This is a genomic window from Clostridium sp. CTA-1 (genome assembly GCF_054768215.1).
The window spans coordinates 15,797-38,063 of the sequence record NZ_BAAAAP010000004.1 but is presented as its reverse complement, the minus strand read 5'-3'; the positions used below and the strand labels follow the sequence as shown (position 1 = coordinate 38,063).

General features: G+C 29.2%; 18 protein-coding genes. All 18 read right to left on the bottom strand.

The features are described from left to right. Positions 1-12: 12 nt before the first annotated feature. A complete protein-coding gene (gene rnr / locus ACYUEW_RS04145) occupies positions 13-2,190 on the bottom strand; it encodes a ribonuclease R (RefSeq protein ID WP_460276265.1) in 2,178 nt (725 codons plus the stop codon). A 208-nt stretch (positions 2,191-2,398) separates the two neighbouring features. Continuing rightward, a complete protein-coding gene (secG, locus tag ACYUEW_RS04140) occupies positions 2,399-2,632 on the bottom strand; it encodes a preprotein translocase subunit SecG (RefSeq protein WP_003487735.1) in 234 nt (77 codons plus the stop codon). Positions 2,633-2,841: 209 nt separating this feature from the next. Beyond that, the gene (gene eno / locus ACYUEW_RS04135) at positions 2,842-4,137 is read right to left on the bottom strand and encodes a phosphopyruvate hydratase (protein WP_003487736.1); all 1,296 of its coding nucleotides are present in this window, start codon (positions 4,135-4,137) and stop codon (positions 2,842-2,844) included. 55 nt (positions 4,138-4,192) lie between these two features. Continuing rightward, positions 4,193-5,722: a 2,3-bisphosphoglycerate-independent phosphoglycerate mutase gene (gene gpmI, locus ACYUEW_RS04130; RefSeq protein ID WP_061325422.1), complete on the bottom strand. Its 1,530-nt coding sequence runs from the start codon at positions 5,720-5,722 to the stop codon at positions 4,193-4,195. Positions 5,723-5,806: 84 nt separating this feature from the next. Then, the gene (gene tpiA, locus ACYUEW_RS04125; RefSeq protein ID WP_043030958.1) at positions 5,807-6,553 is read right to left on the bottom strand and encodes a triose-phosphate isomerase; all 747 of its coding nucleotides are present in this window, start codon (positions 6,551-6,553) and stop codon (positions 5,807-5,809) included. A gap of 61 nt (positions 6,554-6,614) precedes the next feature. Further along, positions 6,615-7,811, bottom strand: coding sequence for a phosphoglycerate kinase (locus ACYUEW_RS04120; protein ID WP_042385882.1), 1,197 nt, complete (start codon positions 7,809-7,811; stop codon positions 6,615-6,617). Between the two features lie 296 nt (positions 7,812-8,107). After that, a complete protein-coding gene (gene gap, locus ACYUEW_RS04115) occupies positions 8,108-9,115 on the bottom strand; it encodes a type I glyceraldehyde-3-phosphate dehydrogenase (RefSeq protein WP_003355926.1) in 1,008 nt (335 codons plus the stop codon). A gap of 77 nt (positions 9,116-9,192) precedes the next feature. Beyond that, positions 9,193-10,224 carry a sugar-binding transcriptional regulator gene (locus ACYUEW_RS04110; RefSeq protein WP_003487740.1) on the bottom strand — a complete coding sequence of 344 codons (1,032 nt, stop codon included), beginning with the start codon at positions 10,222-10,224 and terminating at the stop codon, positions 9,193-9,195. 436 nt (positions 10,225-10,660) lie between these two features. Then, positions 10,661-12,028, bottom strand: coding sequence for an RNA polymerase factor sigma-54 (rpoN, locus tag ACYUEW_RS04105; RefSeq protein ID WP_187116471.1), 1,368 nt, complete (start codon positions 12,026-12,028; stop codon positions 10,661-10,663). A 192-nt stretch (positions 12,029-12,220) separates the two neighbouring features. Then, positions 12,221-12,946: a polysaccharide deacetylase family protein gene (locus ACYUEW_RS04100; RefSeq protein ID WP_042385884.1), complete on the bottom strand. Its 726-nt coding sequence runs from the start codon at positions 12,944-12,946 to the stop codon at positions 12,221-12,223. Between the two features lie 111 nt (positions 12,947-13,057). Continuing rightward, on the bottom strand, positions 13,058-13,984 hold the full coding sequence (locus ACYUEW_RS04095) for an ABC transporter permease (RefSeq protein ID WP_045516020.1): 927 nt from the start codon (positions 13,982-13,984) through the stop codon (positions 13,058-13,060). Next, a complete protein-coding gene (locus tag ACYUEW_RS04090; RefSeq protein ID WP_003487744.1) occupies positions 13,977-15,080 on the bottom strand; it encodes an ABC transporter permease in 1,104 nt (367 codons plus the stop codon). The genes ACYUEW_RS04095 and ACYUEW_RS04090 overlap by 8 nt, the downstream gene beginning before the upstream one ends. 1 nt (position 15,081) lies before the next feature. Beyond that, complete coding sequence (locus tag ACYUEW_RS04085; protein ID WP_460276263.1) at positions 15,082-16,614, bottom strand: ABC transporter ATP-binding protein; 1,533 nt, start codon at positions 16,612-16,614, stop codon at positions 15,082-15,084. 185 nt (positions 16,615-16,799) lie between these two features. Then, entirely contained in the window at positions 16,800-17,903 is a 1,104-nt protein-coding gene (locus ACYUEW_RS04080; RefSeq protein ID WP_460276262.1) for a BMP family lipoprotein, read from the bottom strand. A gap of 285 nt (positions 17,904-18,188) precedes the next feature. After that, positions 18,189-19,028, bottom strand: a complete 840-nt coding sequence (locus tag ACYUEW_RS04075) for a DegV family protein (protein WP_265202663.1) — start codon at positions 19,026-19,028, stop codon at positions 18,189-18,191. Positions 19,029-19,040: 12 nt separating this feature from the next. Beyond that, complete coding sequence (gene trmL, locus ACYUEW_RS04070) at positions 19,041-19,508, bottom strand: tRNA (uridine(34)/cytosine(34)/5-carboxymethylaminomethyluridine(34)-2'-O)-methyltransferase TrmL (protein WP_030032978.1); 468 nt, start codon at positions 19,506-19,508, stop codon at positions 19,041-19,043. Positions 19,509-19,765: 257 nt separating this feature from the next. After that, positions 19,766-20,773 (bottom strand): spore photoproduct lyase, encoded by a 1,008-nt coding sequence (gene splB / locus ACYUEW_RS04065; protein WP_460276261.1) that lies wholly within the window; start codon positions 20,771-20,773, stop codon positions 19,766-19,768. A 62-nt stretch (positions 20,774-20,835) separates the two neighbouring features. Then, positions 20,836-22,188, bottom strand: coding sequence for a VanW family protein (locus ACYUEW_RS04060; protein ID WP_003487753.1), 1,353 nt, complete (start codon positions 22,186-22,188; stop codon positions 20,836-20,838). Positions 22,189-22,267: the final 79 nt, after the last annotated feature.

Below are 22,267 nucleotides of genomic sequence, written 5' to 3'. Positions count from 1 at the left end.
ATAATCTTTAACTTATATATTAGTATTATACTTTTCTGTTTCTTCTATAAATTCAGCCTCTTCTTTATCTTCTTCATCATCTTTTATAATATCAAAATATATTTCATGACTAAATAAATCTACTTTTGAAACTTTAATTTTTACTGTATCTCCTAATCTATATATATTTTTGCTAGCTTCTCCAATTAAACTTAATCTTCTTTCATCATATATATAGTAATCATCAGATAATGTACTTATATGAACTAATCCTTCTATTGTATTTGGTAGTTCTACAAACATTCCAAAGTTGGTTACTGAGGATATTATTCCTTCGTATTCTTCTCCTATTCTTTCACTCATATATTCTGCTTTCTTTAGATCATCTACTTCTCTTTCAGCTTCTTGAGCTACTCTTTCCATTTCTGAAGATTGTTTAGAAGCATATTCTACTTCTGTTGTAAGCCTTGTAGCTCTTTTATCATCAATCTGCCCATTTATATATTCTTTTATTATTCTGTGTATGATAAGATCTGGATATCTTCTTATTGGGGAAGTAAAATGACAGTAATATCTTGCAGCTAGCCCAAAGTGCCCTATACATTCTGGGGAGTATCTTGCTTGTTTTAAGGATCGTAAAAGCAATGTGCTAACTACAGTTTCTTCTTTTTCTCCTTTTACTTTTTCTATAATACTTTGCAATGATTTTGGATGAATATCGTTGTTCCATCTTATAACATATCCTAGATTATGAACAAACTCGTTAAAATGCATTAATTTTTCTTCATCTGGATCTTCGTGTATTCTATATACAAAAGGTAAATTAGACCAGAACATATGCTCTGCTATAGTTTCATTACAAACAAGCATAAATTCCTCTATTATTCTATTTGCTATAGCTCTTTCATAAGGTTTTATATCTATTGGTTTACCCTTTTCATCTAATATTATTTTACATTCCTCAAAATCAAAATCTATAGCTCCTCTTTTTAATCTTCTCTTGTAAAGTATTTTGCAAAGTTCCTCCATAAGTTTGAAATAATCTACTAAATTACTATATTTATTTATAGTTTCCTCATCTTCATCTCTTAGTATTTTAGTTACATCTGTATAAGTCATTCTTTCAGTGCTTTTTATTATACTTTCTACCACTTTATGATCTACTACCTTACCGTTTTTATCTATTTCCATAAAACAGCTTAAGGTTAATCTATCAATTTTAGGGTTCAAACTACATATTCCATTAGAAAGTTTTTTAGGCAGCATTGGTATTACTCTATCTATAAGATATACTGAAGTTGCTCTTTTTAAAGCTTCTTTGTCTAGTGGATTTTTCTCTTTTACATAGTGAGATACATCTGCTATATGTACTCCTAAATAATAGTTTCCATTTGGTAGTTTTTCTAAAGATATAGCATCATCTAAATCCTTAGCATCCTCTCCATCTATAGTAACAATAGTTAAATCTCTTAAGTCTTTCCTTCTTTTATACTCTTCTTCTGGAATTGCTTCTGATATATTGTCTGCATAACTTTGTACCTTTGGTGGGAACTCCTCTGGTAATTTATTTTTCTTTATTATGGTTAATATATCTATACCCTTATCTTCTTTATTACCTAATATTTCTATAACTCTTCCTTCAGGATTTCTTCTCTTTTCTGGATAGGTTACAATTTCTGCTATAACTACTTGACCTGTTTTTGCTCCATTTTTATCTCCCTTTGGTATAAATATGTCTTGGTATATCTTTTTATCATCGGAAACCACAAAACCAAAGTTTTTACTATCTTCGTATATGCCTATGACTGTTTTATTGCCTCTTTCTAATATTCTTATTATTTCACCTTCGCATCTTTTTCCATTAGCTGATTCTTTAGTAATTTTAGCTAATACTCTATCAGTATGCATAGCTCCATTCATACTAGATGCTGGTATAAAAATATCTTCTCTTTCTTCTTCTGGTATAACAAATCCATAGCCTTTTTGATGTCCTTGAAGTTTTCCTACAACTAATCCCATTCTGGCTGGTATACCATAGTGTTCCGTTCTTGTTTTAACTATTTGTCCGTCCTTTTCCATATCCTTTAACATTTTCTCAAAATCTTTGTATTCATGTTTAGTTACTCCAAACACCTGCTTTAATTCTTTTATATTCATAGGTTTATATGCCTGTTCTTCCATAAAAGCTAATATTGTTTCTCTTATCTTCATAAAATCCCTCCTACTAATTAAAGGCTTATAACATATATTCTAAGCATTAATCTATTTTTTATAATACAATTAATGATTTTTATATGTTATTTATATCATAGCAAATTTATCCACTAATTGATTAACATTTTTTAAAATTTTTTATAAAAAAATAGCTGTTAATTATTCACATTAAACAGCTAATTAAATCATACTCTTTTAATTTTTATTATTTAGCTAATAAATTTTGTGCTAATACTATGATAGCAAATAATATAGAACATACTACAGTAATCCTTGATAATACTGATTCAGAAGTTCTAGTTCTATTTTTTGAATAAAAAGTTTCTGAACCTCCACCCATAAAACCACTTAATCCATTAGTTTTACTAGGTTGCATTAGGACTACTACTATTAATGTTATTGAAACTATAGTTAATAATATTATTGAAAATGTATGCATTTTATATCCTCCTAATATGTAAAAGATTATATATCTTTACTGTTATAATTTTCCCATTTAATACACAATATACAAAACTATTTTATCACATAATTTACACTAACACAACGACTTAACTTTAAGGAATTCGTTTATATTTTAATTACATATATATTTTTATAGATTAAAGGACTACCCATACTATGAGCAGTCCCTTGTTTTAAAAATTATTATTTATTGATATTGTAGAATGCTTTTAATCCTCTGTATTCTCCCATATCATTAAGTTCTTCTTCTATTCTTAATAATTGATTGTATTTAGCAACTCTTTCTGATCTTGCTGGAGCACCTGTTTTTATTTGTCCTGCATTTACTGCAACAACTAAGTCAGCTATTGTTGTATCTTCAGTTTCTCCTGATCTATGAGATACTACTGCTGTATATCCAGCTCTTTCTGCCATTTCTATAGCATTTAATGTTTCTGTTAATGTTCCTATTTGGTTAAGTTTTATAAGAATTGAGTTTGCAACTCCTAATTTTATTCCTTTTGATAATCTTTCAGTATTTGTAACGAATAAATCGTCTCCTACTAATTGAACTTTGTTTCCTATTTTTTCAGTAAGGATTTTCCAACCATCCCAATCTTCTTCTGCCATACCGTCTTCTATGGAGATTATTGGGTATTTTTCTGCTAATTCTACATAGTAGTTTGCCATTTCTTCTGGAGTTAATACTCTTCCCTCTCCTGCTAGGTTGTATTTTCCATCTTCAAATATTTCTGATGAAGCTGGATCTAAAGCTATGAATATATCTTCTCCTGGAGTATATCCAGCTTTCTTTATAGCTTCTATTATAACTACTATAGCTTCTTCATTTGATTTTAAGTTTGGAGCAAATCCACCTTCGTCGCCTACTCCTGTATCATATCCTTGTGCTTTTAATGTTGATTTTAATGCATGATATACTTCTGAACACATTCTTAAAGCTTCGCTGAAAGAAGGAGCTCCTGCTGGCATTATCATGAATTCTTGAAGGTCAACATTGTTGTCCGCATGTTTTCCACCATTTATTATGTTCATCATAGGTACTGGTAAAACTTTTCCGTTTACTCCTCCTATGTATTGGTATAAACTCATTCCTAAAGAGTTAGCTGCAGCTTTTGCACAAGCTAAAGATACTCCTAACATTGCATTTGCACCTAATTTTGCTTTATTGTCTGTTCCATCTAATTCTATCATAGTTTTATCAATAGCTACTTGATCTAAAACATTCATTCCAACAAGTTCATCTGCTATTGTAGTGTTTACATTATCTACAGCTTTTAAAACACCTTTACCTAAGTATTGAGATTTATCTCCATCTCTTAATTCAACTGCTTCAAAAGCTCCTGTAGAAGCTCCTGATGGAACTGCTGCTACTCCTACTGTTCCGTCTTCTAATTCTACTTCTACTTCTACTGTAGGATTGCATCTTGAATCTAAGATTTGTCTTGCATATACATCTACTATTTCAATATAATTTTTCATGTTAGGTCCTCCTTATTTTTAAAAAAATTATTTTATCTTAAATATAGTTTCTCTATTATTTAATAAGACTATTCCCTGTCATTTCAATAGGTTTAGGAAGGTTCATAACTTGTAGCATTGTTGGTGCTATATCTGCTAATTTTCCGCCTTCTCTTAGTTCTTTACTATTATTAGATACATACATAAATGGTACTGGATTTGTTGTGTGAGCGGTCATAGGCTTTCCTGTAGAATAGTCTATCATTTCTTCTGAATTTCCATGGTCAGCTGTAATAAATGCAGTCCCATCTTTCTCCAAAATTTTATTAACTATTTTACCTACACACTCATCCACAGTTTCTATAGCTTTCTTTGCTGCTTCAAATACTCCTGTATGACCTACCATATCTGGATTTGCAAAGTTTAATATTACCATATCGTATTTATCTTCATCTAATTTTTCCAAAAGTTTATCTGTAACTTCATATGCATTCATTTCTGGTTGCATATCATAAGTTGCTACCTTTGGTGATGGAACTAAAACTCTATCTTCTCCTTCGTTAGGCTCTTCTACTCCACCATTAAAGAAGAAAGTAACATGAGCATATTTTTCTGTTTCAGCTATTCTTAATTGCTTTTTACCATTTTTACTTACATATTCCCCTAAAGTATTGTTTAAATGTTCTGGAGGGAAAGCTACCTCTACATTTTCTAAAGTACTATCATATTCTGTCATAGTAACATAAGTTAAATCTAAAGTTTCTCTTTCAAAACCATCAAATACTTTATCATTTATAGCTCTTGTAAGCTCTCTAGCTCTATCTGGTCTAAAATTAAAAAATACCACTGAATCTTTATTTTCTATTTTTGCTTTAGGTTTTCCTTCTTTTAATACTACTGCTGGTAAAACAAATTCATCAGTTTTATTGTCTCTATAAGATTTTTCTAACCCTTCTACTGCTGAGTTAACTTCTTCACCTTTTCCTAATACAATAGCATTATAACAAAGTTGTACCCTTTCCCATCTTTTATCTCTATCCATTGCATAATATCTTCCTGATATTGTAGCTATTTCCCCTACACCAATCTCTTTCATATAATTTTCTATGTCTTCTATATATTCTTTAGCTGATGATGGTGCTACATCTCTTCCATCTAAGAATGCATGAATATAAACTTTTTTAATATCTTTTTCTTTTGCTAATTTTATTAATCCTTTTAAATGGTCTATATGAGAATGTACTCCACCTGGTGATAAAAGCCCTAAAAGATGTAGCGTAGAATTATTTTTTCTTGCATTTTCTATAGCTTTATTTAAAGCTGCATTTTCAAAAAAATCTCCATCAGAAATAGATTTTGTTATTTTTGTAAGAGCTTGATATACTATTCTTCCTGCACCTATATTTAAATGTCCTACTTCTGAATTACCCATTTGACCTTCTGGAAGACCTACTTCCATCCCACTGGCACCTAATTGAGTATATGGATATTTTTTTAATATATTATCTAAATTAGGTTTGTTGGCTGCTGATACTGCATTACCATCCACCTTATTTGTTAATCCAAATCCATCTAGTATCATTAAAACTACTGGCTTTTTACTCATTTCTACCTCCAAATCTCATTAAATAAAAATATACAAATGAGAAGTACTAATCTAAAAGAACTCGTAACTTATAGCTTATCACTTTTAATAATTTACTATAGCTGCAAAATCTTCTGCTTTTAAGCTTGCGCCCCCTACTAATGCACCGTCAATCTCTTCTTTATTCATTTGAGCTTTAATAGTGCCAGGTTTAACAGATCCACCGTATTGTATTCTTACTTTATCTGCAACGCTCTCACCATACATAGCTTTTACTACAGTTCTTATATATCCTATAGTTTCATTTGCTTGTTCATCTGTAGCAGTTTTTCCTGTTCCTATAGCCCAAATTGGTTCATATGCTATAACTAGTTTTTCTACTTGTTCTTTATTTAATTCCTTTAATCCAACTTTTATTTGTTCTTCTAAAACTTTTTCTGTTATGTTTCCTTCTCTTTGATCTAAGCTTTCTCCACAACAAACTATTGGAATTAAATTATGTTCAAAGGCTTTTTTTACTTTTTTATTTACAGTTTCATCTGTTTCATTAAAGTATTGTCTTCTTTCACTATGTCCTATAATTACATAATGAACTCCTAGTTCTTCTAACATTTTAGGTGCTATTTCACCTGTATAAGCTCCATTTTCTTCAAAGTGCATGTTTTGAGCACCTACTTTTATATTGCTTCCTTTAACTTCTTCTAATACAGCTGGAAGACATACATAAGTAGGGCATACAACTACATCACATTTTGCATCTTTAACAAGAGGTTTTAATTCTTTAACTAATTCTACTGCTTCTTTTACAGTTTTGTTCATTTTCCAGTTTCCCGCTATTATAGCTGTTCTCATTTTAAATCACGCTCCAATATATTTTATAAATACTACTGTATAACTATTTATTTTCTACTTTTTATTTATCGTTAAGAGCCGCTATTCCTGGTAGTTCTTTTCCTTCTAAGAATTCTAGAGAAGCTCCGCCACCTGTAGAAATATGAGTCATCTTATCTCCAAATCCAAGAATATTTACTGCAGCTGCACTATCTCCTCCGCCTATTATTGTTACAGCATCAGAATCTGCCATGGCCTTAGCCACTTCTATAGTTCCATTTGCAAAATTTTTAAATTCAAAAACTCCCATAGGTCCGTTCCATATTACTGTTTTTGCTGATTTTATAGCATCTGAGTACATTTTTGCTGTTTTAGGTCCTATGTCTAATCCCATATATCCCTCGCCAACATTTTGGTCTTCAGTTATAATAGGTTTTGCATCTTTATCAAATCTATCAGCTATTGTAATATCTACTGGTAGTAATAAATTTACACCTTTTTCTTTTGCTTTATTTATCATTTCTTTTGCATATTCTACTTTATCTTCTTCTAATAGAGAATCTCCTACAGTGTATCCTTGAGATTTTAAGAATGTATATCCCATTCCTCCGCCTATTATTAAAATATCTACTTTATCTAATAGATTATTTATAACATTTATTTTATCTGAAACCTTAGCTCCACCTAATATTGCTACAAATGGTCTTTCTGGTTTTTCCACTGCATTTCCTAAGAATTTTAATTCTTTTTGTATTAAATATCCACAAGCAGCTTCTTCTAGATAATTTGTAACCCCTACTGTTGAACAATGAGCTCTATGAGCTGTTCCGAAGGCATCATTTACAAATAAGTCTGCAAGAGAGGCCAATTCCTTTGAAAAAACTTCTTCATTTTTAGTTTCTTCTTTTCTATATCTAGTATTTTGTAGTAATACTATATCTCCATCTTTCATATCTTTTACTGATTTTTTAGCATTTTCACCAACTACATTATCATCATCTGCAAATATTACTTCTTTATTTAACATTTCTGATAATCTTTTAGCTACTGGTAATAATGAAAGTTCCTTTTTAGGTTCTCCCTTTGGTTTTCCCATATGGGAACAAAGTATAATTTTAGCACCCTTTTCCATTAAATACTTAATTGTTGGAAGTGCTCCTACTAATCTATTTTCATCTGTTATTTTGCCTTCGCTTAGTGGTACATTAAAGTCGCATCTTACTAATACTTTTTTGCCTTTTACATCTATATCTTCTATACTTTTTTTGTTATAATTCATTGACATTCACCTCTTATATAATATTATGGGGTTATTAGTATATACAATTAATTTATTTATGCTATACTATCTTATTCTATTTTAGCTTTATTGCTATAACAATGTCAATATTTACTATATATTTACAAGAAATTTATTCCTTATAATACTATATTAAATCAATATATTTAACTTAATATTAATAATGTGTAAAAAAGGTTTGGAATTATAGAGAAACCAAACCTTTTTTTATAAAAGGAGAACTTTTAATTATTAAATTATATTCAAACTAAAAGTATCCTCTATACTTTTTTATATTAAAGTCTATCAGCTACAAATTTAGTTAAATCTGCTAATCTGTGAGAATAACCATATTCATTGTCATACCATGAAACAACTTTAACTAATCTGTTATCTATTACACTAGTTGATAATGCGTCAACTATTGAAGATCTTTCGTCTCCTCTGTAGTCGATTGATACTAGTGGTTCTTCGCTGTATCCTAATATTCCTTTTAATTCACCTTCAGCTGCTTTTTTAAGTGCTGCATTAATTTCTTCTACAGTTACATCTTTTTTAACTGTGAAAACTAAGTCTGTTAATGAAACTGTTGGAGTTGGTACTCTTACAGCCATTCCATTTAATTTTCCTTTTAATTGTGGTAATACTAATGCAACCGCTTTAGCTGCTCCTGTAGTTGTTGGTATCATTGATTCTGCCGCTGCTCTTGCTCTTCTTAAATCTTTGTGTGGAGCATCTAATACTCTTTGGTCTCCTGTATATGCATGAATAGTTGTCATTAATCCTGATTCTATTCCAAAATTTTCGTCAAGAACTTTAGCAAATGGTGCTAAACAGTTTGTTGTGCAAGATGCATTTGATATTATATTATGGTTTGCTGGGTCATATTCTTCATGGTTAACACCCATAACTATTGTTTTATCTTCATTTTTAGCTGGTGCTGAAATTAAAACTTTTTTAACTGTTCCACCTAAATGAGCATTTGCTTTTTCTCCATCTGTAAATAAACCTGTTGATTCTATTACTATTTCTGCTCCTGTTGAATTCCAGTCTATATTTTTTGGATCTCTTTCTGCAAATATTTTTATTTCATTTCCGTTAACTACTATTGAAGTTTCTTTAGCTTCTACAGTTCCATCGAATTTTCCATATAAACTGTCATATTTTAATAAATGAGCTAGTGTAGCTGGGCTTGTTAAATCATTTATAGCCACCACTTGTAATTCATCTTTATAGTTCTTAACCAAAGCCTTGAACACATTTCTTCCTATTCTTCCAAATCCATTAATAGCAACTTTAACCATTATAAGTACCTCCTAAAATTATAAACATTTTTCTTTTTATATATATTTTTATCTTTTATAAATTAAATTATTTAGTATTATTCATTTTCTAAAATATTAATAATTTCTCTAGCAGCTCCCTCATCTGTTATTAATACACTATTTGTATTTCTAAGTTCTGCTGCCAGTATTGCTTTAGCCTTTTTTTTGCCCCCTGATACTGCTATAAGTTTGTTTGCATTTTTTATGCTTTCTCTTTTTATTCCTATAGTTGGGCTTGAATGTACTACATTACCTTTCATATCAAAGTAATATCCAAAAGCTTCTGCTACAGCTTTTTTTTCTTCTATATATGCTATCTCTTCTGATGCAATTCCTCTTCTAGTAGCCATTACTTCAGCTATTCCTATGCCATGTATTAGTATATTAACTTTGTGTATCATATCTAATACTTCTTTTATTGATTTTTCTTCCATAACAGCTTTTAATGCTGCCTCGCTAAGGTTATCCTGTACATGCATCAATTTATAATTAGCATTAATTTTAGAAGCTAAATTTGCAACTAAAGTATTAGCCTGTAATTCTACATCTCTTCCTATGCCACCTCTTGCTGGAACTACAACTGCATCCTTTAAGGTATTTATTTTTGGCATATTATCTACAACTTCTTTTACAGTACTGCCACCAGTTAATGCTATTATATCTTTATCTTGTACTATATTTTTCAAATAATTAGCTGCAGCTTTTCCTAATTCATTTTTAACTGTTATATCCTCATCTAAATTTCCTGGAACAATTATAACTTGAAATATTTCTAATTTATTTTTAATTGTATTTTCTATTTCTTTTAATCCCTTTACTTCATGTATAAAGGATTTTAACTTATCTATTATTTCTTCCCCTTCTTTTGTTACAGTCATACCTGAAGAATTAATATCTATTAAGCTTTGACTTTTTAGAAAATTAATTTCTGTCCTTACTATTCTTTCACCTATTTCTAAATCATTTGCTAAAACTCTTCTTCCTATAGGCTGTTTATAGTAAATAGTCCTTAATATGTTATATCTTTTTTCTAATAACTTTAACATTTCCGGAACTATCTTTTGCTGCAACTTTAGAATACCTTCCATTGTGAACACTCCTCAGCTTCTATTAAACCCTTGGACTTTTTAAGTCCCTTGTATCTTTTTTATGTCCCACTTATATTATAAGATAATCTTTCCTACTTTTAAAGGGTTTTTTTAAAATTTTTCAAAATTTTTTTTTAATTTCAATATTATTTCTAAAAATTCAAATTTATTTTTCCCCCGAACAGTATTTTTAATTCTATATCTTTAATTTTACATCTTTACATAATTCACCAAATTTAATTTATTCCATTGATAGTATTTATACTATCCTATCTTCTAGCAAAATAATATAGAATTGTAAAGCTTCGATTATTCAAAATCTTTATACTATCAATGACAATCACTAGATAAGCTATTCTAAGCAAACTCCGCCTAAAAATCTAAGAATCACTTAATATTTAAATAAAAAAAGCATGATAATCTATAACTCATGCTTTTAAAAACGCTTTCTACATTTTGAAGATTGTATACCTAGCTCTTCTCTGTATTTAGCCACAGTTCTTCTGGATATTTGTATACCCTTATTATTTAATATATTACATATTATTTGATCAGATATAGGCTTTTTCTTATCTTCTTTATCTATTAATTCTTTTATTTCTTTTTTTATAAATTCTACAGAAATATCTTCTCCTGTACTATTATTAGCAGTAATTCCTGTGGTAAATAAATCTTTTATAAGTATGGTGCCTCTATTAGTATTTATATATTTATCTCTTATAGCTCTACTTATAGTAGACTCATGCATACCTAAACTATCAGCTATCTCCCTTAAAGTCATTGGTTTTAAAAACTCAATTCCAAAATCAAAATAATCCCTTTGTATTTCTAAAATTTTTTCTAATACTCTATAAATTGTAGATTTTCTATTTTCTATACTTTTAATTAAAAAAATAGCACTATTTAATTTTTCTTTTACAAATTCTACTGCATTTTCATCCGTATCATTTAAAACTATCTCTTTATATAAATTATTTACTGTTAACTTAGGTAATAGTTCCTCATTCATAATTATATAGTATTCGTTATCTATTTTTTTTATATATGCATCTGGAACTATGTATTTTACTTCATCACCAGTATAAAATCCTCTTGAGGGCTTAGGCTGAAGAGTTTTTATAACATCTCCATATTCCTGAGCCTTTTTTATTGATATACCAAGTTTTTTAGATATAACGTTATATCTATTCTCTGCTACTAAAGGAAGATAATTGTCTATAATTTCACATATCTTGCTATTATTTATGGATTTCTTTTTTAATTGTATCTTTAAACATTCTTTTAAATTCCTAGCACCTATACCATCTGGTTCTAATGACTGTACTATATCTATGGCTTCTTTTATTGAATCTAATGGTACTTTTAATTCCTCAGATATTTCCTCATCGTTTACAGATAAATACCCTTTATCGTCTATGTTTTCTATTATGTATATGCATATGGACTTTATGTATTTGTTTTCATTTAATTCTATAATTTGCTCTTGTAAGTATTCTTTTAATGATTTTTCATTAGATATAAAATTAAAAGGTGAGGTTTCTTCTTCTTTATTGTAGTTACTATAACTACCATATTCATTTCCATTATCCTCTAAATGTTTGATTAATTTTTTATAATTTATATCCTCTATACCCTTATCTTCTTTATGAATATTCTGAGAATCTAAAACAGGATTTTCTTGAACTTCCTTTTCAACATATTGTTGTAACTCATAGGTAGACATCTGAAGAAGCTTAATAGACAGCTGCATTTGTTGTGTCATTATTAACTTTTGTTCCTGTGTTAAGGATAAGCCAAAATTCATATTCATAAATTCCTACACCCCCCTTTCATTTTAATTATATCATAAAAAAAATTTTACTACATCAGACTTAAGAATTAAAAATACTTATAGCTCTAATATTAATTAATTTAGCTTTTATATTAGTATATAAAAGCCAATATAAAAAGAGCCCATTATTAAATATAAAATGGTCTCTCTTTTACTTATAATTATTTATTTTCTTAATGGGAAATAGCATTCTGGTGTTTCATTATTAATGGTCTTAAATTCATAACCTTTATTTTTATAGAATTTTATTATACCTGGCAAAGCCTTACAAGTATTGTTTTGCATATAATCACAATGCATAAGTAATATTATAGGTTCATTTTTAACATTACTTTTAGTAGCTTTTTTAAATATATTATTAGGTGACATCTTTGGTTTTATGCCATCTTGAGAATCTACATTCCAATCATATACTTTAAAATCTTTTTCCTCTAATTCCTTTTTAAATCCTTTATTTAATCTTTTTACGCTACCACCTGGAAATCTAATTATATTAGGCTTAGTACCAGTTACTTTATAGATTTCTTCCTGACATTTTAACATTTCATCTATAAAAGCCTGATTATTAGAATATATTTTTTTAAAATCATGAGTATACGTATGTAATCCTATACTATGACCTTCATCTTGTGTTCTTTTTACAACATTTTCCTCACCTTTAATTTGATTTCCTATAAGAAAAAATGTTGCTTTAACATTGTATTCATTTAATACATCTAATACTTTGTTAGTGTTTATACTAGGTCCATCATCAAAAGTTAAATATATTATCTTATTTTCTTCTGAATTATTATCTACTTTTGATTCTTCATTAAAAGCATATACATAACTACTTGATACACACAATAATAAAATCAAACTTATACTAACCTTAATCCCAAAATTTTTCATTGTATCCTCCTTTTTATTAACATAATATCTAACACTATATTGTTTCAAAAATATTTATTTTTATTCAAAAAATAAAAACAGAGTTAGAAGCTTACTTCTAACTCCATTAAATTATCTACTATTTTTCTCATATGGCTGTCCGTCTGCAGCTGGTGCTGTAGTTTTACCTACAAATCCTGCTAATGCTAACATTGTTAATATATATGGTATGCTTGAATAAAATTCAGATGGCAAATTCCAACTAAAACCTTGAGCAAATATTTCGAAAGAACCTCCAAAAGCAAATAATAAACAAGCAAACATAGTTCCAAAAGGTTTCCAATTACCAAATATCATAGCTGCTAAGGCAATAAATCCACGACCTGCAACCATTCCTTCTCTATAAACAGGGGTTATACCTATTAATGCTGCTCCTCCAAGCCCTGCTAAAGCCCCTGATAACATAACACATAGATATCTAACTTTATAAACATTTATTCCTAAAGTATCTGCTGCTTTAGGATGTTCACCTACTGCTCTGATTCTTAATCCAACTGGAGTTTTAAATAAAACATAATGAGATATAACAACAAGTATTAAAGCAATGATCACAAACCAATTTATTCCTGATAATATAGGTCCTATTATAGGTATTGATTTTGCTGAGGCCGGTACATTGTAAGCTAATGCTTTAACTATATCTGTTTGCCCACCCTTTTTAAAAATTTTAAAAATTAAGAAGCTAGCTAATGCAGATGAAAATAAATTTATTGCTGTACCTGATATAACCTGATCTGCTTTTAAGGATATACTTAAAAATGCATGTAACAATGCAATCAAAGCTCCTGCTACTATTGCAAATAATATACCAATTAAAGGGCTTCCTGTTAAATATGTACCATATACTGAAAAGAAAGCGCCCATGACCATCATTCCTTCTAGTCCTATATTAACTACACCAGCTCTTTCTGAGAATACTCCTCCGAGTCCTGCGAAAACTAAAGGTGTGGCTGTCCTTAATGTGGCTGTTACTAATCCTATTATGATTAAGCTATCCATTGATTAACACCTTCCTATTCTTTTTCTCTGAGAAATATTTTACTATATAATCAGTTGCTACAAATATTATTATTATTGATTGAACAAGATAAACTATTTGTTTTGGTATGCCATTAAGTTGAAGCATCTTAGAACTACTGTTTAATGCTCCAAATAATATAGCAGAAGCTATACACCCTATAGGGTTATTTTTGGCAAGTAGTGCAACGGCTATACCATCGAATCCGAACCCAGGTAATACCATCATATCTTGTGCTTGATGCATAACACCTGCTACATGGGTAGCTCCACCTATACCCGCAATAGCTCCTGATAAAACCATAGCTAAAATTGTATTTTTAGCTATATTAATCCCGCCATACTCAGCTCCAGATGGATTAAATCCAACTGCTCTTATTTCATATCCTATGGTAGTTTTCCATAAAAGCCAATATATAAATATAGCAAACACTATTCCTATTATTAAACTTATACTAGCTCTACTCATATTACTAAACCTTAATAATTGAGCACTTTTTTGAATTATAGGCGTACTAGCTGAACTTTTAACCGCAAATCTAGATCTTAATATTATATAATTTCCCAAATATAATCCTAGATAATTCATCATTATTGTGTTTATAACTTCATTTGTTCCTATCTTAGCTTTTAAATATCCTGGTATTCCTGCCCAAATAGAACCAGCTACTATTCCACCTAATATTATTAATATCCCATGTACAACTGGATTCAATCCTGGAATAAGTCCTAGTATTGCTGCAGATATCATTCCTACTATAAACTGTCCTTCAACCCCTATATTAAATAATCCACATCTAAAGGCTATAGCATTAGCTACTCCTGTAAATATTAAAGGGGTGACATATATCATTGTTTCAAGAGTTTTTCTTTTATCTCCAAAGCTTCCTTGCCATATAGTAGTGAAAAGATCACTAAAAGCTGAAAAATATTGAGTTATTGAATATCCCTTTGCCCACATAACAAAGAATACGGATACAAGTATAGAAATTACAATTGCACCAAGTGGAAATGCTAAAGACTTTAGAACGTTTATGAGACCATTACTTATTGTTCTTTTCTTGTTATTGTCACTCACCTTATTTCACCTCTTTCTTATTATCTTCTAATTTTCCCCCAGCCATTAATACACCTAGTTTTTGTTCTGTGGCATCTTTTCTATCTAATATTTCTATTATTTTACCATCGTACATAACAGCAATTCTATCAGATAAAGATAATATTTCATCTAATTCTAACGAAACTAATAAAACAGCTTTACCATTATCCCTTTCTGCTACCAATCTCTTATGAATATATTCTATAGCCCCAACATCCAATCCTCTAGTAGGTTGAGATGCTATTAGCAAATCTGGATCCTTAGATATTTCTCTAGCTGCTATAAGTTTTTGTTGATTACCTCCAGATAATGCAGATGCGTTAACTTCATCATTTGGAGTTCTTACATCAAACTCTTCTATAAGTGTATTACAATGTTTCCTTATAGCTTTATAATCCATAACTATACCTTTACTAAAAGGTGCTTTATGATGTTTTCCCAAAACAGAATTTTCATAAAGTGAATATTTGAGTATTAATCCTCTCTTATGTCTATCTTCAGGAATATGTCCTACACCTTTATCTATTATTTGTCTTGATGATTTATTAAGTATTTCTTCTCCATTAAGATTTATACTTCCAGCATCCGCCTTCTTAAGACCTGTTAAAACTTCTATAAATTCACTTTGCCCATTTCCATCTACCCCAGCTATACCAACAATTTCTCCTTGCCTTACAGAAAGATTAACTTCCTTTAATACATTAACACCTCTTTTATCCTTAGCTCTAAGATTTTCTACCTTTAATATTTCCTTTCCTAGATTTTGAGGTTTTTTATCCATTTGGAGATTAACTTTTCTTCCTACCATAAGTTCTGCCAACTCATCTATATTAGTTTCCTTTGTATTAACGGAACCTGTAACCTTACCTCTTCTTATTATTGTAACTCTATCACTCATCTTCATAACTTCTTTTAATTTATGTGTTATAAGTATAATAGATTTTCCTTGCTTTTTTAAATTATCAATAATTATACCTAATTCATCAATTTCCTGCGGCGTTAAAACCGCTGTAGGTTCATCTAATATAAGTATTTCAGCTCCTCTGTATAATGCTTTTAATATCTCTACTTTTTGTTGTTGTCCTACTGATATATCCTCTATAACAGATTTAGGATCTATTGAAAAACCATATTTTTTTGATATTTCTTCCACATCTTTTATGGCTTTACTTATATCTAACTTAACCCCTTTTCTAGGTTCTGTTCCAAGTACTATATTTTCTGCTACAGTAAAATTATGAACTAGCATAAAGTGCTGGTGCACCATACCTATTCCTTGTTTAATAGCATCATTAGGTCCTAATATATTAACTTTTTCACCATTAACAAATATTTCGCCTTTTTCTGGCTGATATAATCCATATAATACATTCATAAGGGTGGTTTTTCCTGCACCATTTTCACCTAACAATACATGAGTTTCACTTTTATTCAAATCAAAGCTAACATCATCATTAGCTATAGTTCCAGGAAAAACTTTAGTTATTCCTTTCATCTCAATTACTTTTTCCATTTATTCTTTTCTAGTCGTAAGTTTATATACCTTCTAGACTAGATGCCTCCCTCCATGTATTTTTCATACTCTTAAATTTGTAAACGTTCTACAACTAAAATTATAATATATATAGTTTATAAAAGCTAGATGTTGAGTACATCTAGCTTTTATAACATTATATTTTCTAATATTACATATATAAATTATTTGATTTCTGTTGAAGTAAATTTAGCAAGTTCTGCTCTTGTAGCTGGAACTTTTATTTTCTCATCTTTTATAGCTTTCTTATATTTTTCAATTAAATCTAATGTTTCTTTTGAAGTATTTTTATTTGATGTAGGTGCTATATCTACACCATCTTCTTTTAATCCTAATTCTATATGTTTTCCACCTTTAAATTTACCATCTACAACTTCTTTTGTTGCATTAAAAGTGGCAACATCAACTCTTTTTATCATACTTGATAGTATTATATCAGCATATTCCTTCACTTCAACTGCTTGGTCTCTGTCAACCCCTATAGCCCATATCTTTTTATCAGGTTTATTTAATTCTTTTGCAGCTTTAAATAATCCTATTCCAACTCCACCAGCTGCATGGTATACAACATCGCATCCTGCACCATACAATGATTTTCCTAATTCATATCCCTTATTTGTATCACCAAAGCTATCTGCATATTTTACCATTGAACCTGGTTTATCTTTTGTTCCTATTAATCCCTTTGCTGCTTCTGGATTAGCTGATTTAACACCAGCTGCAAAACCAACTTCAAATTTATTTATAGCTGCAGAATCCTTACCACCTATAAAGCCTACCTTATTTGTTTTAGTCATTTTTCCTGCTATAACGCCCATTAAAAAAGAACCTTCATTATCTCTAAATGTTAAACATTGAACGTTTGGCTCTTTTACTTTATCAGTATCAACTATAGCAAAGTTTTTGTCAGGATATTTTTTTGCAACATTTGTCATAGCTGTTTCCATTTGGTATCCTATACCAAATGTTAAATTTGATCCATCATTTACTAGAGCTTCTAAGTTTGATTCGTAGTCTTCCTTCTGCTTTGATTCTATTGGTTTATAATCTACGTTAAGCTCTTTTTGTGCTTTCTTTACTCCTTCATCTGCAGCCTGATTAAAGGATTTATCATTTAATCCTCCCTCATCTGTAGAAAGGCCTACTTTTACCTTTTCTTTCTTTTCTGCTGATTGTTCCCCAGCACTATCTTTACTCCCACAACCAGCAAATAATGAAACTGCCATAACCGCAGTAGCTAACAGCGCTATTATCTTTTTCTTTTTCATTAAATTCCCCTCCTATGATATAATTGGTAATTTATCTAGCAATGAATAAATTCTACAAATCATTTTTTTTCCCTTCTTTTTTTGTCTGAATATATAAAATTTTATTAATCTTTTGTTAATTTTACCTTTTTATTTTATATATATTAATTATAATTACTATATATGATAAATTTCATATTTTTTATATAGTATAATTATATATCGTTATATTTGAAATCGTATACATTGCTCTCATATTTTTAGCCATATTCTTATAATTAGAATATAGCTAAAAAGATTTCTTAATTAATAATCTTCTATAAAGAATATACCGCAAGCTCTCGGTCCAGCATAAATTCCTACTACACAGCCTACCATACATTCTATAAAGTCAGTTTGATCCTGATTTAAGTGATCTCTTAAAGTACCTAGTATATCTTTGTTCTCTACATGTAATAAAATACAAGGTTCACCTTGCTTTAGGCCTAATTTATTTATATATTCAAATATAGCTCTTATAGCTTTTTTGCTACCCCTTACTTTATCTTTAACTACCATTTCCCCATTCTCTACAGCCAATATTGGTTTTATTCCCAATACATTTCCTATAAAGCCTGCTGTTTTTGAGAGCCTTCCACCTTTTACTAAATAATCTAAAGTTTCAAAGGCTAGTACACTTTTAATGTGTGGTATAGTTTCTTTTACACCTTTTACTATTTCATCCATAGAAAGCCCTTCATCTCTTAATTTGCAAGCCTTAATAACTAAAAGACCTAAACCTGATGTTACATTATTACTATCTATAATTGTAATATTATCACTATCTAACATATCTTTTGCTAAGCATGCTGATTGATAAGTACCGCTCATTTTAGAGGATAAATGTATAGAAAGTATGCTGTATCCCTTATCTATATATTTCTTATAATGTTCATAAAATCTTTGAGGATTTACTTGAGAAGTTTGTGGAAACACATTTTCCTTTTCTATTTTAGTAAACAACTGCCCTAATTTTATATCTATACCATCTTTGTAAACTTTATCGCCAAAACTTACAAATAAGGGTATTACCTCTATGTCGTACTTTTCTATTATATCCCTAGGTAAGTCAGCAGTGCTATCTGTTATGATTTTTATCTTCTCCATGCCAAGATCCTCCTATTTCATATCTGGGAAACCAACTTGTCTTAAAGCTTCATAGGTAACTATAGCTACAGTATTAGACAAATTTAAAGACCTAGTAGTTGTATTAATCATTGGAACTCTTATACACTTACTAGGATCACTATCTCTTATTTCATCTGGTAGCCCTGAAGATTCTCTTCCAAAAACAATAAAATCTCCATCACTATATTTAACATCTGTATAAAAATTATTGCCATGAGTAGTTGAAAAATAAAAATTTGAATCTTTGTATTTCTCTCTTAACTCCTCATAAGATTCATATATAGTTAAATCCAAATATTTCCAATAATCTAATCCTGCTCTTCTTAAGTGCTTTTCATCTAAACTAAATCCTAAAGGTTTTATTAGATGTAATCTAGAATTGGTAAGCACGCATGTTCTTGCTATATTACCAGTATTTTGTGGTATCTCTGGTTGAAATAATACTATATTTAAACTCAAAACATTTCCTCCCATTTTTATAATATATATTTAAACTAATAAGTATAAACAAAGTTCTTGGCTCCAAGGGGAGTTTTTACTCCCTCTGAAGCTTAGAAATCGTTATCCAGGGACGTACCCGCTCTTTGCTCCCACTTTGAAGAAGATGGGAGTATTAGAACGGGTAGTCATCGGATAAAAGTCTTATTACAATAACTATATTACTCTATTCTAAAGCTTTAGTAAAGAACATAAAGAATTAACAAAATGTTAATTCTCTATATAATATAATTAATATTATCTTCTCCAAAAAATTTTGTTATATTGTCTCTAAAGAACTTTTTTATATTCTGTAACTCTTCATCTTTATATATATACTTTCCATATCCAAACTGACCATATTTAAATTTTCTATTCTCTTCTACCATAGGTAAAGTTGTGTTTGAAAACACACTTAATATATTATCCTTAGCCCTTTTGGTGAATCTATGGGATATCACTTCAAATTCTACAGGAATACCTTTAAACATAGCATTTATGTTTTTTAATAACTCTAAATAATCTTTTTCCCAACCTTCATATATAAACACTGGTGCTATAATAAATCCTAAACTATACCCAGCTTTTGCTATTTTCTGGGCAGCCTCCAACCTATCTGAAACTAGCGGTGTTCTATGTTCAAAATTTTTTATTACATTATCTGTATTTATGCTAAACCTAATAGTAGTATTTCTATTATGATTTAAGTTGACTAAGCTATCTACATCTGTAAATTTAGTTACAAATCTAAATTTCATATTTGGCTTTTCACCAAAAAATTCTATAGTATCCCTTAAGGAATGTGAATACGGCTCTACTGGTATAGGATCTGATGTAGCAGCCCCTTCAAAAACTGTAATTTCAGGCAATCTTTCTTTTGAATATTTTTCAGCCTTATTTAAAATCTCTTCTGTGTTTACATAAACTTTTGTGTAAGGTCTTTTCCCCATTTGAGTATTTAAATAACAATATTCGCACATTCCCATACATCCACTTACTAAAGGCAACTGATAATGAGCTGATGGTTTACAACTTTGAAAATCTAAGGACTTTCTTATGCCTATTACTAATGTATTTTTACCTTCAAAATACATTTCATTTGGAGTTCTATCTCCCCTTCCTGTTACTCTTCCTGTTTTTGAGTATTTTATTTCTATATTTTTATTTTTTAACTCTTTTAAAATTTCTTTTCCTCTACCATATTCTAAAGCTTTTTCTTCAAATATAACTGCTTTGGGAATAAACATACTATCACTCCTTAATTATAGTATGCAATTTATTTCTAAAGTATATGTAACAACATTATATTTTATTTCTTAGTTCCTCTTTTTATAATTTTATCCACAGGTTTATAAAAATCAGTATATAACAATTCTTTTTTTACAACACTATCATTTTCTACTGTACTTTTATAAACTTTAACCTTATATCCTGTATGAGCTTCCTGTACTATTTCTGTTTTGCCTAATGGAATATTAGAATCATCAATATATTGCTCTTTAGGAGTTACAGTTTCATATATTTCAGAACTTATATTATATGTCTTGTTTTTTAAAGAACTATTAGAATATATATTAAAAATTACATTTGCTCCATCTGTTATTCCTTCTATATATATAGGATATTTCAATGTGTTTTTAAATTTATAGTCTATGTTACCATAATCTATTGTAGCATCCATTCCTATAGGAACATAGGTAGATGGAAATGTATGGCGAACTCTTTCTGTGGCATTTATATTTGCCTTTAACATAGCATTATATAATGTACCTGATACTTGACAAATACCTCCACCTAATCCTGATTCTATTTTGTTCCCAACAATAACAGGTGCTCCCTGATATCCTCTTTCTGCTGTTCTTGGTCCTACAGTATTATTAAAACTAAAACTTTCTCCAGGCATTAGTAAAGTTCCATTAATAGCCTTCGTTGATATTTCTATGTTGTTTGCTCTTTGTGGTGAAGATATAGATCCATAATTAGTAGTATATGATGATATATTTGAATTTACCGTTTCTAATTGTTTCTTTTTTATTTTAGATTCCTGAATCTTAACTGGAGCTTTTTCATTTATATCTTTTAAATTTTTACCATCTATCTTAGAGTATAATATTTTTTTCAAATTATCTTTTTCTAATTTAAATCCTTTTTTATCATCAACTATTGATATTGAACCTTTATTTACATTGATTTTAGCATTTTCAGCTTCTTTATTTATATCTTTTTCTATAGAACCTATAAATTCATCCATAACTTTTTTATCATAAGAAAACTTTAATGGGTAGTTTTGTACACTTTTAGACTTAATTATTTTATATTTACTAAATATATTTAAGTTTTTTCCATAACCATAAGCATTATTTATAGTTTCTTGTATATTATATGTAGGATTCAATTTAGCATAGGATAAATTATATTTTTTATTATTCCAAGTTATATTTATATTTTTCTTAACTATAGTTTTTGAGTATTTAGTTTCTATTATATTTTTAGCTTCATTTTTAGTTTTCGCTGTTAAGTCTATGCCTTCTATAGAAACCCCTGGATAAATAACACTATCAAATTCGCTCACTTCTTTATAAATATAATAAAATACTCCAAACAAAATTGACATTAATAAGAAAATAAGAGTTAATACTCTTCTAGCTTTTTTACTCTTCACACAAAATCACCTCATTAATTAATATTAAAATTATACTATAAAAATATATAAAAAATATATAACTTTAAATAAAAATTCC

Coding starts and splice junctions, on each gene's coding strand:
- rnr (WP_460276265.1), bottom strand. CDS start 2,190: ATGAAGATAAGAGAAACAATATTAGCTTTTATGGAAGAACAGGCATAT.
- secG (WP_003487735.1), bottom strand. CDS start 2,632: ATGCATACATTTTCAATAATATTATTAACTATAGTTTCAATAACATTA.
- eno (WP_003487736.1), bottom strand. CDS start 4,137: ATGAAAAATTATATTGAAATAGTAGATGTATATGCAAGACAAATCTTA.
- gpmI (WP_061325422.1), bottom strand. CDS start 5,722: ATGAGTAAAAAGCCAGTAGTTTTAATGATACTAGATGGATTTGGATTA.
- tpiA (WP_043030958.1), bottom strand. CDS start 6,553: ATGAGAACAGCTATAATAGCGGGAAACTGGAAAATGAACAAAACTGTA.
- ACYUEW_RS04120 (WP_042385882.1), bottom strand. CDS start 7,811: ATGAATTATAACAAAAAAAGTATAGAAGATATAGATGTAAAAGGCAAA.
- gap (WP_003355926.1), bottom strand. CDS start 9,115: ATGGTTAAAGTTGCTATTAATGGATTTGGAAGAATAGGAAGAAATGTG.
- ACYUEW_RS04110 (WP_003487740.1), bottom strand. CDS start 10,224: ATGGAAGGTATTCTAAAGTTGCAGCAAAAGATAGTTCCGGAAATGTTA.
- rpoN (WP_187116471.1), bottom strand. CDS start 12,028: ATGAATTTTGGCTTATCCTTAACACAGGAACAAAAGTTAATAATGACA.
- ACYUEW_RS04100 (WP_042385884.1), bottom strand. CDS start 12,946: ATGAAAAATTTTGGGATTAAGGTTAGTATAAGTTTGATTTTATTATTG.
- ACYUEW_RS04095 (WP_045516020.1), bottom strand. CDS start 13,984: ATGGATAGCTTAATCATAATAGGATTAGTAACAGCCACATTAAGGACA.
- ACYUEW_RS04085 (WP_460276263.1), bottom strand. CDS start 16,614: ATGGAAAAAGTAATTGAGATGAAAGGAATAACTAAAGTTTTTCCTGGA.
- ACYUEW_RS04080 (WP_460276262.1), bottom strand. CDS start 17,903: ATGAAAAAGAAAAAGATAATAGCGCTGTTAGCTACTGCGGTTATGGCA.
- ACYUEW_RS04075 (WP_265202663.1), bottom strand. CDS start 19,028: ATGGAGAAGATAAAAATCATAACAGATAGCACTGCTGACTTACCTAGG.
- splB (WP_460276261.1), bottom strand. CDS start 20,773: ATGTTTATTCCCAAAGCAGTTATATTTGAAGAAAAAGCTTTAGAATAT.